Source organism: Oceanobacillus luteolus (assembly GCF_042678205.1).
GTDB classification, from domain to species: Bacteria; Bacillota; Bacilli; order Bacillales; family Amphibacillaceae; genus Oceanobacillus; species Oceanobacillus luteolus.
This window is the reverse complement of sequence record NZ_JBHUDE010000028.1, coordinates 57,278-73,826: the sequence shown is the minus strand read 5'-3', so window position 1 is coordinate 73,826 and position 16,549 is coordinate 57,278. Positions and strand designations below refer to the sequence as shown.

Genomic DNA, 16,549 nt, shown 5'->3' with positions numbered 1-16,549 from the left:
AACAGGGTGGTGATGAGGTGTTACGTAGAAATCCAATCAAAATAAGGGAAGCGATTTCAAGAGTCATGGAATTTGCTGAACCAACCGATATTCAATACCTATCACTTTTGGAAGCGAACGGATATTATCTTGCAGAAGATTTAATCTCAGATCATCCGGTACCTCCATTTGATCGATCTCCCTATGATGGATTTGCTGTCCGTTCAAGAGATACATTGAACGCATCATCCAAATCTCCAAAGCTATTAAAAGTAGTTGGGTCAATTGGAGCCGGACAGATTTTCTCTGGTGTTGTAGGTGCAGATGAAACCGTCCGGATTATGACTGGTGCCAAAATACCCGAGGGTTGCGATGCGGTAATCATGATAGAGGCTGTAAAGGAAGTTGATGTAGATGGGGAAGCCTCTATTCATGTTCGCAGACCAATCGAGTCAAATAAGAATATTTCTTTTACTGGCGAGGATATTGAGCAGGGAACAACGCTGGTGGAGTCTGGCGCGTATATAAGTCCAGGAATTATTGCCTTACTTGCTACATTCGGTTACAACCGTGTTCCGGTTAGAAAGAAGCCGAAAGTAGGTGTCATTGTCACTGGCAGTGAATTGTTGGATGTAGACAAACCGTTAGAGCCTGGGAAGATTCGGAATAGTAATGGTTATATGGTTTATGCACAGACAATGCGTGCAGGTGGTGATGCTGTTTACCTTGGAAAATTGAGTGATGATTTCAATGAAAGTTTTAACTTTATAGCTTCAAGTCTTAGTGAAGTGGATGTACTCATAACGACTGGTGGGGTTTCAGTTGGTGACTTTGATTTTATGCCTGGTATTTTAGACAAATTAGGTGCTAATGTACTTTTTAATAAAATTGGCATGCGCCCAGGAAGTGTGACAACAGTAGCGGAAAAGGATGGAAAACTCATTTTTGCGCTTTCAGGTAATCCATCCGCATGTTATGTGGGCTTTGAATTGTTAGCAAGACCATTTCTTACAGCATTGTCAGGTGCAAAACAGCCTTATTTAGAGAAAACAACTGCATACCTTGGAGCAGATTTCCTAAAGCGAAACCCCTTTGATCGCTTTGTGCGAGGAAATCTTTCTTACAATAAAGGAAAATTCATCGTGACGCCTTTAGGTCTTGATAAATCCAGTGTCGTTTCTTCGCTTGCCGAGGCGAATGCTCTTATTGTATTTCCAGCGGGGACGAAAGGTTATAGGAAAGGCATGGAAGTAGAGATAATTTTACTTGAGTCAAAGGGGATTTCCACTGATCTTTTTGGGATGGAAGAAAAGGGTGAGGGAGATTAAAGTCATTCAAGTAGTTGGATATCGCAATAGTGGTAAAACAACGACGGTTATAAAAATGTTGGAATACTTCCAAGAACATGGGATAAAAGCAGCTTCTTTAAAACATCATGGTCATGGCGGAGTTCCACTCGGTTTTGAGGATAAAGATAATAAACTGCATCAAAAGGCTGGCGCTATGGTCGCGGGTGTCGAGGGCGATGGTGTATTTCAGCTTGTGAAGTCTGTTCCATGGGAACTGAATGAACTCGTGGATATATATAAAATTTGGGATATAGATCTATTAATTATCGAAGGTTTTAAACAGGCGGGTTTTGAAAAAATAGTAATGATAAAAGATGAGAAAGATTTCGATTTGCTTCAGGAATTAACCAATATTGTTGCTGTAGTGACAGAGATTCCACTAGAAAATATCGAATTAACCTATCCGGTATTTCGCCAAAATGAGATTTCAAGTTTAGCCAGGTGGGTGATTAACGACTAGTATAGGAGTGCGAAAAAAGCCAGTACATCCGTTATCACAGGTGTATGATTGAAAGAGATACATAGAGAAAGGTTGATTGTATGTGGAGAAGGATACAAAAGTATTATCCACCGGGGCTGGATATATTAACGTTTAGTGTGATGTTTGGTATATTCATTTATGTTTTCTTCATGTACGGTAAGCTTCCGGACGAGATTCCGATTCATTTTAATACGGCTGGAGAAGCGGATGATTGGGGAAATAAAGCAACATTGTTTGGTTTGATGCTTATCCATTTTCATGCAGTTGTACTTATGTTTGTTTTGAATTACTTCCTTATTATTCGTTCCGCAGACACGGTGGATAGTTTGCAGTTGATCAATATTCCTTTCGTTAATAAAGAAGAATTGACGGAAGAGCAAATTGGAATGGTGAAAGCGAATATCGCAAGGATGTTCGCCATTACTAATCTTATACTTAGTTTCATGTTTAGTGTGATCTACTATGACATCATCCAACATGCTTTGGGTGAGCCAGACAAATTGGGATTCGGTTTCGAAGTGTTGCTTGTACTTTTATTCATTCCGATTTTTTATTACGTAAGAAAAACTTATCGCGATGTGAAAACCCGGTGACTTGGAGACTTTCTCTAAGTCACCGTATTTTTGTGGACTTTAGTACGAAGAACTGCTTTTACTTCGGTTACAATACATAGACAAAAGGATGTATTTGGTATATAGTTATCTAGGTAACTATTTTCAGGAATGAGGGATATAATGAGGGAAACATTGTTTCATCAGCAGCTCCAATTTACTCGGTCGTTTAAAAAGAAGTTGAATGAAAAACTATCTACCGTCGGATTATTCCATTCTCAATGGCTTCTTATGTACTGTATGAAAAAGCAGCAACCTGTAACGCTTGTTGAAATCAGCAATTATCTTGATGTGGAGAAGCCGACGATCAGTCGGACTGTTAAAAGGCTGGAAGAGCAAGGATTGATTGAAGAGGTGCCTAGTTTAGATAAACGAGAAAAACGAATGCATTTGACTCGTAAGGGAGAAGAGAGCTATGAAGAGGCTCAAAGGATTGTCACCCATTTTGAAACAGGACTGATGAAAGAGATTTCTGATCAGGACATAGAAACTACGTTAAGAACAATTCAAAGTTTAAGAGAGAAATTATATGAGGAGGAGATTAATTGAGTAAAACCAAACTATGGACGAAAGATTTTATTATGGTATCCACATCAAATTTCCTTCTATTTGTATCCTTCTATATTTTAATGGTAACACTTGCCATTTACTCCATCGAACAATTCAATGTTTCAGGAAGTATTGCAGGATTAGCATCAAGTATATTCGTACTGGGAGCTGTTGTAGTTAGACCAATGGCGGGAAACCTCATCGCATCTGTCGGAAGAAAAAAATTACTTGTATTCGGACTGGCTCTATTTTTAGTTGTAACACTACTCTATTTTCCGATTGATAGTATTGGGTGGATGTTAATCATTCGATTTGTTCATGGATTTGCATTCGGCATTTCCTCTACTGCTACAGGAACAATCGCTGTGGATGTGATACCCCCAAGCAGAAGAGGGGAGGGGATGGGCTATTTCGCTACAAGTAATAATTTAGCCATGTCGATTGGACCCTTTGTTGGTTTAATGACCATACAATATATGAGTAACGATATGATTTTTGTCATCACTACCATTATTTCAGTTATTGCATTAGTAACAGCATTATCTATGAAAGTGCCGGAATTAGAAGAGGAGTTCAAAGATAACCAAGTGAAACGGAAATTTCGGATCGATGACTACTTTGAAAGCAGTGCTTTACCCATCTCTGTATTAATGTTGATTCTCGGAATAGCAAACTCTAGTATTCTGTCCTTTATCAGTGCGTACTCCGTAGAGATCAACCTCGTAAGTGCTGCGAGCTTTTTCTTTGTTATGTATGCTGTTTTCCTACTCATGTCGCGTCCTTTCACAGGAAGGTTATATGATAACAAAGGGGAAAACAGTGTGATGTACCCGTCAATTGCTTTATTTGGTATCGGGTTGGTTGTCTTAAGTCAAGCAGGTAATGGCTTTACATTACTTGTAGCTGGAGCAATTATTGGTGTTGGATTTGGAACGTTGCAATCAAGTGCCCAGACTATTGCTGTAAGTGGAATTCCCCACCGTAGAGTTGGTCTTGCAACCGCAACGTTCTTTACATTCTATGATCTTGGAATGGGACTGGGACCTTTCTTGCTAGGTTACTTCATACCGATGACAGGGTTCCGTGGATTATATCTTGCGATGAGTGTAATTGCCTTCCTCGCCCTTCCGCTTTATTATCTCCTTCACGGGAAAAAATCGGGTAGAGGAAAACAAACAGGACTAGCAGGGAACAATAGGGCCAGTTGAGGAAATTACTTAATTGTTTACCATATATAAAGTAGGAGTATGACAAATGTCATATAAATGTCGTGACATTTAGGACTTACAAATATACGCTCATTTACCCTAAGATAAAGAAAAATGAATTTTTATTTTAGGAGGATATTATGAGCAGGGAAAAGCAAGCGCAGTTAAGAAAAAGTGTGGCACCCTATGCAAGTTCAAATACGAAAGCCAGTATCATACAAATGATAAATACCATTATTCCATTTATTATCCTTTGGTTCTTGGCGTACCAAGCTTTATCGGTTTCCATATTTCTATCCATTCTTCTATCGATTGTAGCTGCTGGATTTGTTATCCGTACTTTCATTATCTTCCACGATTGTACACATATGTCGTTCTTTAAAAATGGAAAGGCAAATCGAATTGTTGGTACCATTACTGGTATCATCACGCATTTTGCATTTGAAAAGTGGAAAAGAGATCATTCCATCCATCACGCAACGAGCGGTAATTTAGATAAACGCGGGACAGGAGATATATGGGTGATGACAGTGGATGAGTACATGGAATCGTCCTTCTGGGGTAAATTAGGATATCGGCTATACCGCAATCCTATAGTCTTGTTTGGCCTAGGGCCATTCTATCTTTTCTTGATATCCAATCGATTTAACCGGAAAGGTGCAAAGAGTAAAGAAAGATTCAATACGTATATAATTAATGTTTCTATTTTAGTTATTTATGCATTGTTAATTTGGGCAATTGGCTGGCAAGCATTCTTAACGGTGCAATTGCCAATCCTATTTATTGCAGGAGCGGCGGGTATCTGGCTATTTTATGTCCAACATCAGTTCGAAGATTCTTATTTTGAGAATGAAGACGAATGGGATTATGTTAAAGCTGCTGTTGATGGCAGTTCGTATTACAAGTTGCCGAAAGTCTTGGAATGGTTGACTGGCAGTATAGGTTATCATCATGTGCATCATTTGAGTCCTAGAGTACCGAACTACAACTTGGAAAAAGCACATGAAACAACGCCACCGCTGCATAAGGCGACAACCATTACGTTGAAAACCAGCCTTCAATCCATTCGTTTCAGACTTTATGATCAAGCTAGCAGAAGCTTTGTGAGCTTTAAGGAATATAAAGTTTTGGCTGCAGAAAGAAAAAGAAAAACAGGTTTAAAAATGAAAAATCCGAGCTTTCAAGAAAAATAATATGCTAAAGCCCTTCAACTCGAAAGGTTGAAGGGCTTTTCATACTTACATTTGTTATACTTATGACTAAACTATTTTATCTTAGAAGGGATGGGCAACAGATGCAACAATGGTATCAGCTGTTCCCGAAAAACACATATTTGAGTATTTTTGGGTGGATTGCGTTTTGCTTGTTGCCATTTTACTTTATTTTTCGTACATCCTCCACTTCTCAGATTGTCTATGGCATCTTATTAGTTGCCCTATTTTTCACGGCATATCGTCTATCATTTATAAAAAAAGGTTGGACGGTTTATGTGACTGTTGGAATAGAAATGGCAATCAGTATTTTTATGACGATTTACTTTGGATATATTTATTTTTCACTTTTCTTAGCATTTTTTATTGGAAATATAAAAAATAAAATCGGATTTATTACAATATATATTGTTCATCTTGTAACGACCATCGTTGCTGCGGTGATATCCTTCTTTAGCCAAGAGGAATTATTCATATCTCAGTTACCTTTTATTATTATTGCCATTATCGGTGTCATACTTTTACCTTTTAATATGTATAATCGAAACAAACATGAAAAATTAGAAAATCAGTTGGAAGATGCCAATGAAATAATTTCCCAATTGATTGTTGTAGAAGAAAGACAGAGAATAGCACGTGACTTACATGATACCCTGGGACAAAAACTTTCCTTAATTGGTTTGAAAAGTGACCTGGCTCGTAAGTTAATTGATATCAAGCCAGATTCAGCTAAAGCCGAATTGGAGGATATTCAGCAGACTGCAAGAAGGGCGTTAAAGGAAGTTCGTGATTTGGTAGCTGATATGAAGGGCATAAAACTAAACGAAGAAATTATCCGTGTGCAACAACTACTGGAGGCCGCTAAAATAGATTTCCACATAGAGAAGACTGAAAAGGTAGAAAACATACCTTTGTTTATTGAACATGTACTAAGTATGTGTTTGAAGGAAGCAATCACAAATGTTGTAAAGCATAGTAAGGCAACTACATGCACTGTCAAAATTGAGAAGCTTGCAGACGAATGGAAAATTACTGTGGAAGATAATGGCGTGGGGATGAAGGATAAACTTCATGCAAGCAAAGGAATTGGATTGCAGGGAATGAGAGAGCGATTGGAATTTGTGAATGGTAGTTTAAAAATTACTAATGGAAATGGGACCACCATTACAATTAAAGTTCCACAGGTGACGCGGCAAAATGAACAGGGGGAGAATTCATGATTCGAATCGTTATAGCAGAAGATCAACGTTTATTACTTGGTGCACTTGGCTCGCTACTCGATTTGGAAGAGGATTTGGAAGTTGTCGGAAAGGCACGCAATGGGGAGGAAGCATTGCAATTAGTGAAGCAACTTGAGCCGGATGTTTGTATCATGGATATTGAAATGCCTGTGAAGAGCGGACTTGATGCAGCTGAGGAATTGAAGACAAATCCTTGTAAAGTGATTATATTAACTACATTTGCACGACCAGGTTATTTTGAAAGGGCAAGAAAAGCCAATGTCAGTGGTTATTTGTTAAAGGATAGTCCAAGTGAAGAATTGGCAAGTTCCATTAGAGCGGTAATGGATGGTCGCAAGATATATTCCCCGGAGTTGGTCGACATGGCTCTGGATGAGGAAAAAAATCCGCTGACAGATAGAGAAATTGAAGTAATTAGGATGATTGCGGAAGGGAAGAATACAAAAGAAATTGCCGAACAGCTCTATTTATCAAATGGAACCGTCCGTAATTATGTGTCCATGATTTTAGATAAATTAGACGTAAGCAACCGAATCGAAGCCATTTCGAGATTTAAAGAAAAAGGTTGGTTTAAATAAAGTTCTGATTAACTGGGTTCAAACTACTTGCATTCGTCCATGGCTCCGCAGCCCCCGATACACCTTCGCTTTCCGTGGGCGGCTGGTGAGCCTCCTCGTGGGCAAGCCCACTGCAGGGTCTCACCGATGCCTCTGCTCCCACAGGAGTCTCCGGTGTATCGGGGGCTGCTTTGAGGAAAACTGTTAGTTGGGTGCAATGAATTATATTACTTACACTTACATTTAATCATAAATATAATTTATGGCTTGAATACTAATCTAGTTTGAGATAATTCATAACTCCTTCTCGAACTATTACCCATAAAACCTACAACCAGGTAAATATTCATATTTCCTGGAAGCAGTCCAAATACCTCGAGGCTCCTGCAGTAGGATAGACCGGAGTGAGATCCCCGCAGCACAGCGAGGCAGACTAAGAACACCACTTCCTGTGTCTGCACTAGCAAGTCCTATGCGTTGGAGGCTCACGGGCCGCCTGCGGAAGGCGGAGGTATTTGGACTGCGGGCACTAGGTAGGAGTGTTTCTATTCTAGGTTAATTATCAGCATCATAAATCAAGCATTCTAAAGCCATTCTTCTAACTTGTGAAGAAGATGGTAAGCGATTATACTAAGCATAAGAAAAGGAATCTTTTATTTAAAGGGTGTGGAGAATGGGAAAGCGGATTTTTTACTTCTTATTGACGAATGCGTTGGTATTATTAACGATCAGCATTGTAGTTTCCTTGATACCAGGGGGACTTAATTACATTAATGATGGCGGAATCAACTTTGGACAGCTATTGATCTTAAGTGCAATTATTGGTTTTACTGGCTCGTTCATTTCTTTAGCGATGTCCCGCTGGATGGCGAAGCAGATGATGGGTGTTCAAGTCATTCATCCGGATCAACCTGCTACAGAATATGAAAGAGATCTTGTGGAACGGGTGCACCGCCTTTCAAGAGCAGCAGGTCTAACACATATGCCTGAGGTAGGAATCTATCAATCTCCGGAAGTCAATGCTTTTGCGACCGGTCCAACAAAGAGACGCTCCTTAGTTGCTGTTTCAACAGGTTTATTGGAAGAGATGGATGATGACGCAATCGAGGGTGTGCTTGCGCATGAAGTTGCCCATATTGCAAATGGTGACATGGTTACCATGACTTTGCTTCAAGGAGTAGTGAACACATTTGTTGTCTTCCTTGCTCGAATTGCGGCGTTCATTGTTTCACGCTTTGTAAGGGAAGAGATGGCTCCGATTGTACATTTTATCGCTATTATAGTTTTCCAGATTGCGTTTTCCATTTTAGGAAGTCTTGTTGTTTTTGCTTACTCAAGACATAGAGAATTCCATGCCGATCGAGGTGGCGCGGATTTAGCTGGTAAGGATAAAATGAAACATGCGCTTGAGTCCCTGAAAGCATATACGAACCGTATCAAGGCGGATGAAGATACATCGATTGCTGCGTTAAAGATTAATGGACGAAGGAAAACAAGTATTTTTTCCACACATCCAGATTTAGACGACAGAATTCAAAGACTTTCATAATTCAAAACTGGTTCATTTAGGTATTAATCCTAAATGAACCAGTTTTTTTGATGATTTCTTGTAAAAGAATATTTTTCCATACATCTTTTGTCTATTGTATAACTAAAATGGTTATGATATATTAATAGCGAATATTATACATTGATTAGTAATATATATAATATAGTACTGTATAATAAATAATACTGAAAGACAACAGGGAGTGAACTAATTTGAACGTGCAATTTAAGAAGGGGGTACTTGAGCTATGTGTTCTCGTTCTTCTAGATCAAAAAGCACAATATGGTTACGAACTTGCACAGAATATCTCCAATCAAATTGAGATTTCAGAAGGAGCGGTATATCCTTTGCTTCGTCGTTTGACGAAGGATGGTCTTGCGACAACTTATTTACAAGAGTCATCGGAAGGCCCCCCGCGAAAATATTATAAGTTAACACCATCTGGCAGCGGGCACCTTCAAGAATTATTGAAGGAATGGCAAATGTTCACGAACGGAGTAAATCAATTAATTGAAGGAAAGGAGTTATAGTTGTGGGGAAAGATCAGTTTTTATTTAGATTGAAAAAAGCATTAAAAAGTTTTCCGGTAGAAGAGCAGAATGATATTTTAAATGATTACGAGGAGTATTTCTCCAATGGTGTTAAAGATGGGAAGACAGAGGAAGAGATTGCAGCTTCTCTCGGCTCGCCTGAGCAACTTGGTAAAGAGCTCACGGCAATGCATCATGTGGAGAACGTCGAAGGCAGAAATACGACCAGCAATTTCTTTCGGGCGCTGTGGGCAGTAATTGGGTTAGGTTTCTTTAATTTAGTGATTGTATTGGGACCTTTTCTTGCATTAGCTTCTATTATTATCGCGGGATGGATTGTTTCAATTACTTTTGTTCTCGCACCTGTTGGAGTATTGATTAATACCGTCCTATATCCAGAAATTTTTGCAGCGTATAATATGTTCTTTTCGATTGGGCTTACAGGACTAGGGTTATTGATTGGAATCAGTATGTATTATGTAACTATTTGGATAAAGAATAAATTTATTCAGTACTTTAAATTTAATGTCAGAATGGTGAAGGGCGGTATGAATCATGTTTAATGTAAAGCGCATGGTTGGCCTTGCAGTACTCTTGGTGATTATAGGTTTTGCAGGTGCGTTGTTTACTTATCAATCATTTGCTGATACTAAAAAAATTGATGAAGAAAAGACGTTTGATGAGAATATAACGGATATCATTATAGAAACGGATAATAGCCGAATTGAAGTAATACCTACAGAAGATAGCATGACAAAAGTAGAGTTCGCAGGTGAAACGAATACCGGCTCTCGTCAACGGTTTGAGGCTGAGGTTGAAAATGGTGTACTTCAAGTGAAAGTGAAAGAGAAAATGATTCGCTTCTTAAATTTTGATTTCTCGATAAAGTCACCGGTGACAAAAGTATACTTGCCAGAAGCTGAATATTCTTCACTTAGAGCAGAAACCGGAAATGGTAAAATCAGAATTGAAAATATTTCAGCGGAAGAACTTGAAGCAAAATCGACCAATGGAGAGGTTACACTCGTTAATCTCAAAACAAAAGCAATAACCATGAAATCGGTTAATGGTAAAATAAATGCGAATAATATAGAGGGCGAGCTCGAAGCAAAAGTTACAAACGGAAAAATCAATCTTGAGGAAATAAGCTTGGATCAGCCTATCCACTTAGAATCTGTTAATGGTAAAATTGATGTTCGAGTGGATGAAGAGCCGAAAAATGCTGAGGTTAACGTGGAGGTAGTAAACGGACGTATTGAAATATTTGGGAATAATAATCAACACACCGTATTTGGTGATGGTGAAAATCAGGTGAGATTAAAAACAGTAAATGGCAGCATTAGAGTAGGGCATTAAATAATATGAAATTGGAACTGTTCTTTTAGGAGGAACGTTGCGTCGAACGTGTATGAGGATACACTCGATTTATTAAAGGAGAACTAAAATGAAAGAAAAACAACCAGGAATTAAACCTTTTATCGATCTAATCATCTCAACAAAGATATCAAAATGGGCATTGGCTGCCGGACTTGTTGGAAGTATTCTAACCATGCTTGTTAATCTTGCCATTCCTTTGCTAACCCGCGAACTTGTTGATGGCTTTTCAGTGGAAGCACTTAGTACCACACTCATTATCACCATTGTCGTCGTCTTTATTTTACAGGCTGTCATTGACGGTTTATCGACATTCATATTATCGGCAGTAGGTCAAAAAATTGTCGCACGACTTCGTGAAATAATGTGGTTTAAATTACTGCGGCTTCCTGTAAGTTATTTTGATAAAACACCGAGTGGAGAGTCGGTCAGTCGGGTGGTGAATGATACCGGGATTGTAAAAGACCTGATTTCTAATCATTTTCCCCAGTTTATAACCGGTATCATTACTATAATCGGAGCGATTGTCATTTTACTTATCATGGATTGGAAAATGACGTTGCTCATGCTCCTAGCCGTTCCTGCGACTTTTCTCATTATGATGCCACTTGGCTCAAGGATGGCAAAAATTTCAAAAGGCTTGCAAGATGAAACAGCAGCTTTTACTGGAGACATTCAGCAGACATTAAGTGAAATTCGATTGATGAAATCCTCGACGGCTGAGGCAGTAGAAGAAGTCCACGGAAAGGCCGGCATCCATAAACTTTATCGTTTCGGTTTGCGGGAGGCAAAGGTCTTTGCATTAATTGGTCCTCTGATTTATACCGTAATGATGTTTGTAATTGTCGTCATTATAGGGTATGGAGGTATCCGAGTTGCTGAAGGTACCATGTCCACAGGTTCACTTGTCGCTTTCTTACTTTATCTGTTCCAAATCATCTATCCAATCACTTCTTTCGCAATGTTTTTCACCGAACTGCAAAAAGCAAAAGGAGCGACAGAGCGAATTATTGATATTCTAGATATTGAGGAAGAGAACGGTCAACATGGATTAGAGAAGGATATAGCTAATGAATCCATCTATATAGAGCATATATCATTCGGTTATGAAGATGGTGAAAATGTTTTAGAGGATATTACATTCGAAGCACATCCAGGTGAAATGATTGCTTTTGCTGGCCCAAGTGGTGGCGGAAAAACGACGTTATTTGGTTTACTTGAGCGTTACTATGAACCGACAAAAGGGGATATTCGTATTGGTGAAACCCCTATATCTGAACTGTCATTATCATCTTGGCGAAGTCAAATTGGTTACGTCTCACAAGAGAGTGCTATGATGGCTGGAACCATTCGGGATAATTTGACATATGGACTTGCTAACGGAAAAGATATACCAGATGAACAATTATGGCATGTTGCTGAAATGGCTTATGCAGATACATTTATCCGTAACTTTAAAGAAGGTTTGGATACAGAAGTCGGCGAGCGTGGTGTGAAGCTTTCGGGTGGCCAAAGGCAGAGGATAAATATTGCGCGGGCATTCCTGCGTGACCCTAAAATATTAATGCTTGATGAAGCTACCGCAAGCTTGGACAGTCAGTCTGAACATGCTGTTCAAGAGGCGCTTACACGTCTTATGGAAGGGCGGACTACATTCGTCATCGCACACCGGCTATCGACTATTGTAGACGCCGATAAGATCATTTTTATTGAAAAGGGAAAAATAACAGGAGCAGGCACACACCGGGAGTTAATTGAATCACATGTCCTTTACCGTAAATTTGCTGAACAGCAATTAAGTTAATGAAGGAGTCAATCAGGGTATCATTCTGATTGACTCTTTTTTACATTCATAAGCTGGTGATGAAGGATATTTTCAGGATGGAGCTTACCTTGTTCAGGAATATAGGTATCTCCATGCATTAAAGTATATTATTTCTTTATATTTCCATATATTTAAAGTATTATGAAATAAAGCGGAAAAAAGAGGGGGATATGACGATTGATTACGATTAGCGAAAACGTTAAGGATGCAATATTTGAAGTGGTGTTTGAACATTCTTATCACTGCATTGTCGTTGTCGATCGAGACGGCATAATCACCCACTTGAATAATAGTTACTGCCAATTCCTCGAGGTGAAAAAGGAAGATGCGATTGGGAAGCATGTGACTGACGTTATTGAGAACTCAAGAATGCATATTGTCGCAGAAACGGGGAAAGAGGAGATTGCCCAGCTCCAATATATCCGCGGTAATCACATGGTAGCAAATAGGATACCAGTGCGCGCGAACGGCAAGGTGATTGGTGCTGTTGGAACAGTACTATTCAGGGATACCAAAGAATGGGTCGAAATGAATAGTCACATCAAAAACCTTTTATTGGAAATTGAACAATACCGTAAACAGTTAAAAGAACAACATGGCTTAACCTATTCACTTCATGATATTGTTGGAAGTTCTGAAAAGATAAACTCCATAAAGAACACAATTAAAAAAGTGTCACCTGGTGATGTATCTGTTCTCATCCGTGGTGAGAGCGGGACAGGTAAAGAGTTGTTCGCCCATAGTATCCATCATTTAAGTGAACGGCATAATAAACCTTTCGTAAAAGTAAATTGTGGAGCGATCCCGGAGAACCTAATTGAATCAGAGTTATTCGGATACAAAGAAGGAGCGTTCACCGATGCGAAAAAAGGAGGAAAACCAGGTAAATTTCAGCTTGCTGATGGGGGAACCATATTTTTGGATGAAATTGGGGACATGCCATTAAATGCTCAAGTAAAATTACTTAGGGTTTTACAGGAAGGGGAAGTTGAACCAATCGGCGCACTTCGGCCGGAAAAGGTAGATGTGCGAGTCATCACTGCAACGAACCAACCATTGGAACAGTTGATCAAAGAAAACCGCTTCCGTGAAGATTTGTTTTACCGGATTAATGTTATTCAAGTGGTTATCCCTCCCTTAAGGGAAAGGGTTGAAGATATTAGGGTATTGGCCAATTATATATTGAATAAGGTAACGAAACGTACGGGAAAGCGGGTTTCCGAAATTGATCCACAGGTCATGGAGTTATTTATGCAATATCGTTGGCCGGGTAACGTGCGGGAACTTGAAAATACGATTGAATCTGCTGTCCATCTAGCGAATTCAACTACCATTACCATTGATGACTTGCCGAATCATCTACAACAGGAATCTTTTTATGATATAGAAAATCATACGTTGAAGGAAATAATCCAAAGAACAGAAAAACAAGTCATCGAACGGGTACTTCATAAGGTAGATGGTGACAAAACAAAGGCAGCTACTTTATTAGGTATAGGAAAATCAAGTTTATATGAAAAATTAAAGAAGTACGATTTATAAATCCGAAATCCCGGAAAAAATTCCGGTTTTTCGGATTTTCATTGTAACCACATTCTACTATATATCTAATGATTTGATTTTTTTCTCTGGAAGAGAAAGAGTCCGTAAAACTGGAATGTTGATGATTTTTCAAGGGTGATCATTCCTTGCTAGGATAGACTTTCTTCATATTTATGATAGTTGGCATAAATATTGCATGTAAATTAGTGGAACGGAAATTAAATTTTCAACAATACACACAAATGTAAGCGTTTACTCTGTGGGCGGATAGAGTCAAGAGCTAGGAAGACTTTATATTTCCGTTTCTAAAAATAGAGTTAAGGGAGAGGAAGTTTTATGTTAAAAGGAAAGGTTGCATATATTACAGGTGCTGCAAGTGGTCTTGGTTATGAGATAGGAGTAACATTTGCAAAAAATGGTGCAAAAGTGGCGTTAACAGATATTAACGAAGAAAAGGTTATAGAGGTTGCTGAAAAGTTAGTTTCCGAGGGCTATGACGTTGTTGGATTTAAATGTGATGTGACGAAGGAGAATGAACTGCAGGAAACAATTGATCAAACAGTAGAAATGTATGGCAGGTTAGATATTTTGGTCAATAATGCGGGACTGCAGCATGTAGCTTCGATTGAAGAATTCCCAACAGAAAAATTTGAATTTATGACTAAGGTGATGTTGATTGCCCCGTTCATGGCGACCAAGCATGTCCTTCCTATTATGAAACAACAAGAGTCAGGAAGAATTATCAATATGGCATCCATCAATGGCTTGATTGGCTTTGCTGGTAAATCTGCTTATAACAGTGCGAAACATGGGCTTATCGGCTTAACGAAAGTTGCTGCATTGGAATCTGCAAAGTATGGAATTACGGTCAATGCAATTTGCCCGGGTTATGTGGATACTCCACTTGTCCGTGGTCAGTTCGAAGACCTTGCAAAAAACAGAAATGTGCCATTAGAAAATGTGCTTGAAGAAGTTCTTTATCCGTTGGTTCCACAACAGCGTTTACTTGATGTTCAAGAAATTGCGGATTATGCTACTTTCCTTGCCAGTGATAAAGCAAAAGGAGTTACCGGTCAAGCGGTTGTGCTTGATGCTGGATATACGGCACAATAAAGATTTAGAAATAGAATCGGGAGGGGTTTTATGTTAGGTATTATACTCGGTTTAATTGTTTTAATGGTACTTGCTTATCGAGGCTGGTCGATTATCTGGGTGGCGCCGATAGCGGCAGGGGTTGTTGCACTAACGGGGGGACTTGATCTTCTCGACGCTTATAAAGATACCTACATGGAAGGTTTTGTAGGATTCGCTAAACAATGGTTCCCTGTTTTTATGCTTGGTGCTGTCTTTGGTAAGTTAATGGAAGATACGGGGATGGCGAGCTCGGTTGCTGCCTCTCTAACTAAATTAATTGGAAAAGAACGAGCAATTCTAAGTGTTTTGGTTGCGTCTGCTGTATTAACTTACGGTGGAGTCAGTTTGTTTGTTGTTGTGTTTGCTGTCTATCCATTAGCGTTATCCTTATTTAAGGAAGCGAACATTTCGAGAAGGCTCATTCCTGGGACCGTTGCTCTTGGTGCATTTACTTTCACGATGACGGCTATCCCTGGTACACCACAAATCCAAAACCTGATACCGATGCAATATTTTAATACCGGACCTACCGCAGCACCAATTATGGGGATCACTGCTGCGCTAATTATGGGTGTTGGTGGCTATTTGTACTTAAGATGGAGAGAGAAAAAATTAACTGCAAATGGCGAGAGATATACTGAACCAGATGATAAGAATAATGTAAAAAATGATCAAGAAACCCCAAATGTCATATTATCTATTTTACCGTTGGTCACAGTACTAGTTACATTGAACTTTTTTAAATGGGATATTGTCTTAGCTCTGATTTCTGGAATCTTGCTTATCTTGATATTAAATATTCCACAATATAAAAAATTTATCAAATCAATGAACGGTGGTGCTGTGGGTTCTGTTACAGCGATTATCAATACGAGTGCTGCTGTAGGATTTGGTACAGTTGTTCGAGCTGTTCCTGGTTTTGATCGACTCACCGAGCTGTTACTCGGAATCAAAGGAAATCCGCTTATTTCTGAAGCGATTGCTGTCAATATTTTGGCGGGAGCTACTGGTTCGGCATCTGGTGGTATGGGTATTGCTCTTGAAGCGCTTGGTTCCAAGTATTATGAACTTGCACTGGAGACAGGCATTTCCCCGGAAGCTTTCCACCGGATTGCATCACTAGCTTCAGGCGGTCTTGACTCGTTACCGCATAATGGTGCAGTTTTGACGTTACTTACAATAACGGCTATGTCACATAAGGACAGCTACAAAGACATCTTTGTTGTTTCTGTTGCAATTCCAATCCTCTCCGTTGTCGTTGCGATTATTTTAGCTTCCTTGGGGATTTACTAAAATAATTATCTTAGATTTATTTCACACTGGGTTCGTCCTAACCATACAGGTTTGTTTACATAAGAGATAAAGATGGTAAAATGGTATCATTAAAAGGAAAAGCCGGTTTAGAAATA

16 protein-coding genes are annotated in these 16,549 nt (G+C 39.2%); all 16 read left to right on the top strand.

Annotation, left to right across the window (positions count from 1 at the left end):
* Positions 1-17 precede the first annotated feature (17 nt).
* The 16 genes from ACFSBH_RS06085 to ACFSBH_RS06010 all read left to right on the top strand — a co-directional run bounded on the left by ACFSBH_RS06085 (position 18) and on the right by ACFSBH_RS06010 (position 16,433).
* Entirely contained in the window at positions 18-1,307 is a 1,290-nt protein-coding gene (locus tag ACFSBH_RS06085) for a molybdopterin molybdotransferase MoeA (RefSeq protein ID WP_379596553.1), read from the top strand.
* Positions 1,294-1,788 carry a molybdopterin-guanine dinucleotide biosynthesis protein B gene (mobB, locus tag ACFSBH_RS06080; protein ID WP_251513549.1) on the top strand — a complete coding sequence of 165 codons (495 nt, stop codon included), beginning with the start codon at positions 1,294-1,296 and terminating at the stop codon, positions 1,786-1,788. Before ACFSBH_RS06085 ends, mobB begins: the two co-directional genes overlap by 14 nt.
* Positions 1,789-1,868: 80 nt before the next feature.
* Complete coding sequence (locus ACFSBH_RS06075; protein WP_379596550.1) at positions 1,869-2,402, top strand: DUF1648 domain-containing protein; 534 nt, start codon at positions 1,869-1,871, stop codon at positions 2,400-2,402.
* A gap of 141 nt (positions 2,403-2,543) precedes the next feature.
* The gene (locus ACFSBH_RS06070) at positions 2,544-2,969 is read left to right on the top strand and encodes a MarR family winged helix-turn-helix transcriptional regulator (RefSeq protein ID WP_379596548.1); all 426 of its coding nucleotides are present in this window, start codon (positions 2,544-2,546) and stop codon (positions 2,967-2,969) included.
* Positions 2,966-4,177 (top strand): MFS transporter, encoded by a 1,212-nt coding sequence (locus ACFSBH_RS06065; RefSeq protein WP_379596546.1) that lies wholly within the window; start codon positions 2,966-2,968, stop codon positions 4,175-4,177. Before ACFSBH_RS06070 ends, ACFSBH_RS06065 begins: the two co-directional genes overlap by 4 nt.
* A 140-nt stretch (positions 4,178-4,317) precedes the next feature.
* Entirely contained in the window at positions 4,318-5,370 is a 1,053-nt protein-coding gene (gene desA / locus ACFSBH_RS06060) for a Delta(5) desaturase DesA (RefSeq protein WP_379596544.1), read from the top strand.
* Between the two features lie 101 nt (positions 5,371-5,471).
* A complete protein-coding gene (locus tag ACFSBH_RS06055; protein WP_251513534.1) occupies positions 5,472-6,608 on the top strand; it encodes a sensor histidine kinase in 1,137 nt (378 codons plus the stop codon).
* A complete protein-coding gene (locus tag ACFSBH_RS06050; RefSeq protein WP_251513532.1) occupies positions 6,605-7,207 on the top strand; it encodes a response regulator transcription factor in 603 nt (200 codons plus the stop codon). Before ACFSBH_RS06055 ends, ACFSBH_RS06050 begins: the two co-directional genes overlap by 4 nt.
* 652 nt (positions 7,208-7,859) lie before the next feature.
* A complete protein-coding gene (htpX, locus tag ACFSBH_RS06045; RefSeq protein WP_379596542.1) occupies positions 7,860-8,735 on the top strand; it encodes a protease HtpX in 876 nt (291 codons plus the stop codon).
* A gap of 212 nt (positions 8,736-8,947) precedes the next feature.
* Positions 8,948-9,265, top strand: coding sequence for a PadR family transcriptional regulator (locus ACFSBH_RS06040; RefSeq protein WP_251513526.1), 318 nt, complete (start codon positions 8,948-8,950; stop codon positions 9,263-9,265).
* 2 nt (positions 9,266-9,267) lie between these two features.
* Positions 9,268-9,828, top strand: coding sequence for an HAAS signaling domain-containing protein (locus ACFSBH_RS06035; protein WP_251513522.1), 561 nt, complete (start codon positions 9,268-9,270; stop codon positions 9,826-9,828).
* The gene (locus tag ACFSBH_RS06030) at positions 9,821-10,621 is read left to right on the top strand and encodes a DUF4097 family beta strand repeat-containing protein (protein ID WP_379596539.1); all 801 of its coding nucleotides are present in this window, start codon (positions 9,821-9,823) and stop codon (positions 10,619-10,621) included. Before ACFSBH_RS06035 ends, ACFSBH_RS06030 begins: the two co-directional genes overlap by 8 nt.
* 88 nt (positions 10,622-10,709) lie before the next feature.
* Entirely contained in the window at positions 10,710-12,443 is a 1,734-nt protein-coding gene (locus tag ACFSBH_RS06025) for an ABC transporter ATP-binding protein (protein ID WP_251513516.1), read from the top strand.
* A 198-nt stretch (positions 12,444-12,641) separates the two neighbouring features.
* Positions 12,642-14,006 (top strand): sigma-54 interaction domain-containing protein, encoded by a 1,365-nt coding sequence (locus ACFSBH_RS06020; RefSeq protein WP_251513513.1) that lies wholly within the window; start codon positions 12,642-12,644, stop codon positions 14,004-14,006.
* A gap of 336 nt (positions 14,007-14,342) precedes the next feature.
* The gene (locus tag ACFSBH_RS06015) at positions 14,343-15,119 is read left to right on the top strand and encodes a 3-hydroxybutyrate dehydrogenase (protein ID WP_251513510.1); all 777 of its coding nucleotides are present in this window, start codon (positions 14,343-14,345) and stop codon (positions 15,117-15,119) included.
* A 30-nt stretch (positions 15,120-15,149) separates the two neighbouring features.
* A complete protein-coding gene (locus ACFSBH_RS06010) occupies positions 15,150-16,433 on the top strand; it encodes a GntP family permease (protein WP_251513507.1) in 1,284 nt (427 codons plus the stop codon).
* Positions 16,434-16,549: the final 116 nt, after the last annotated feature.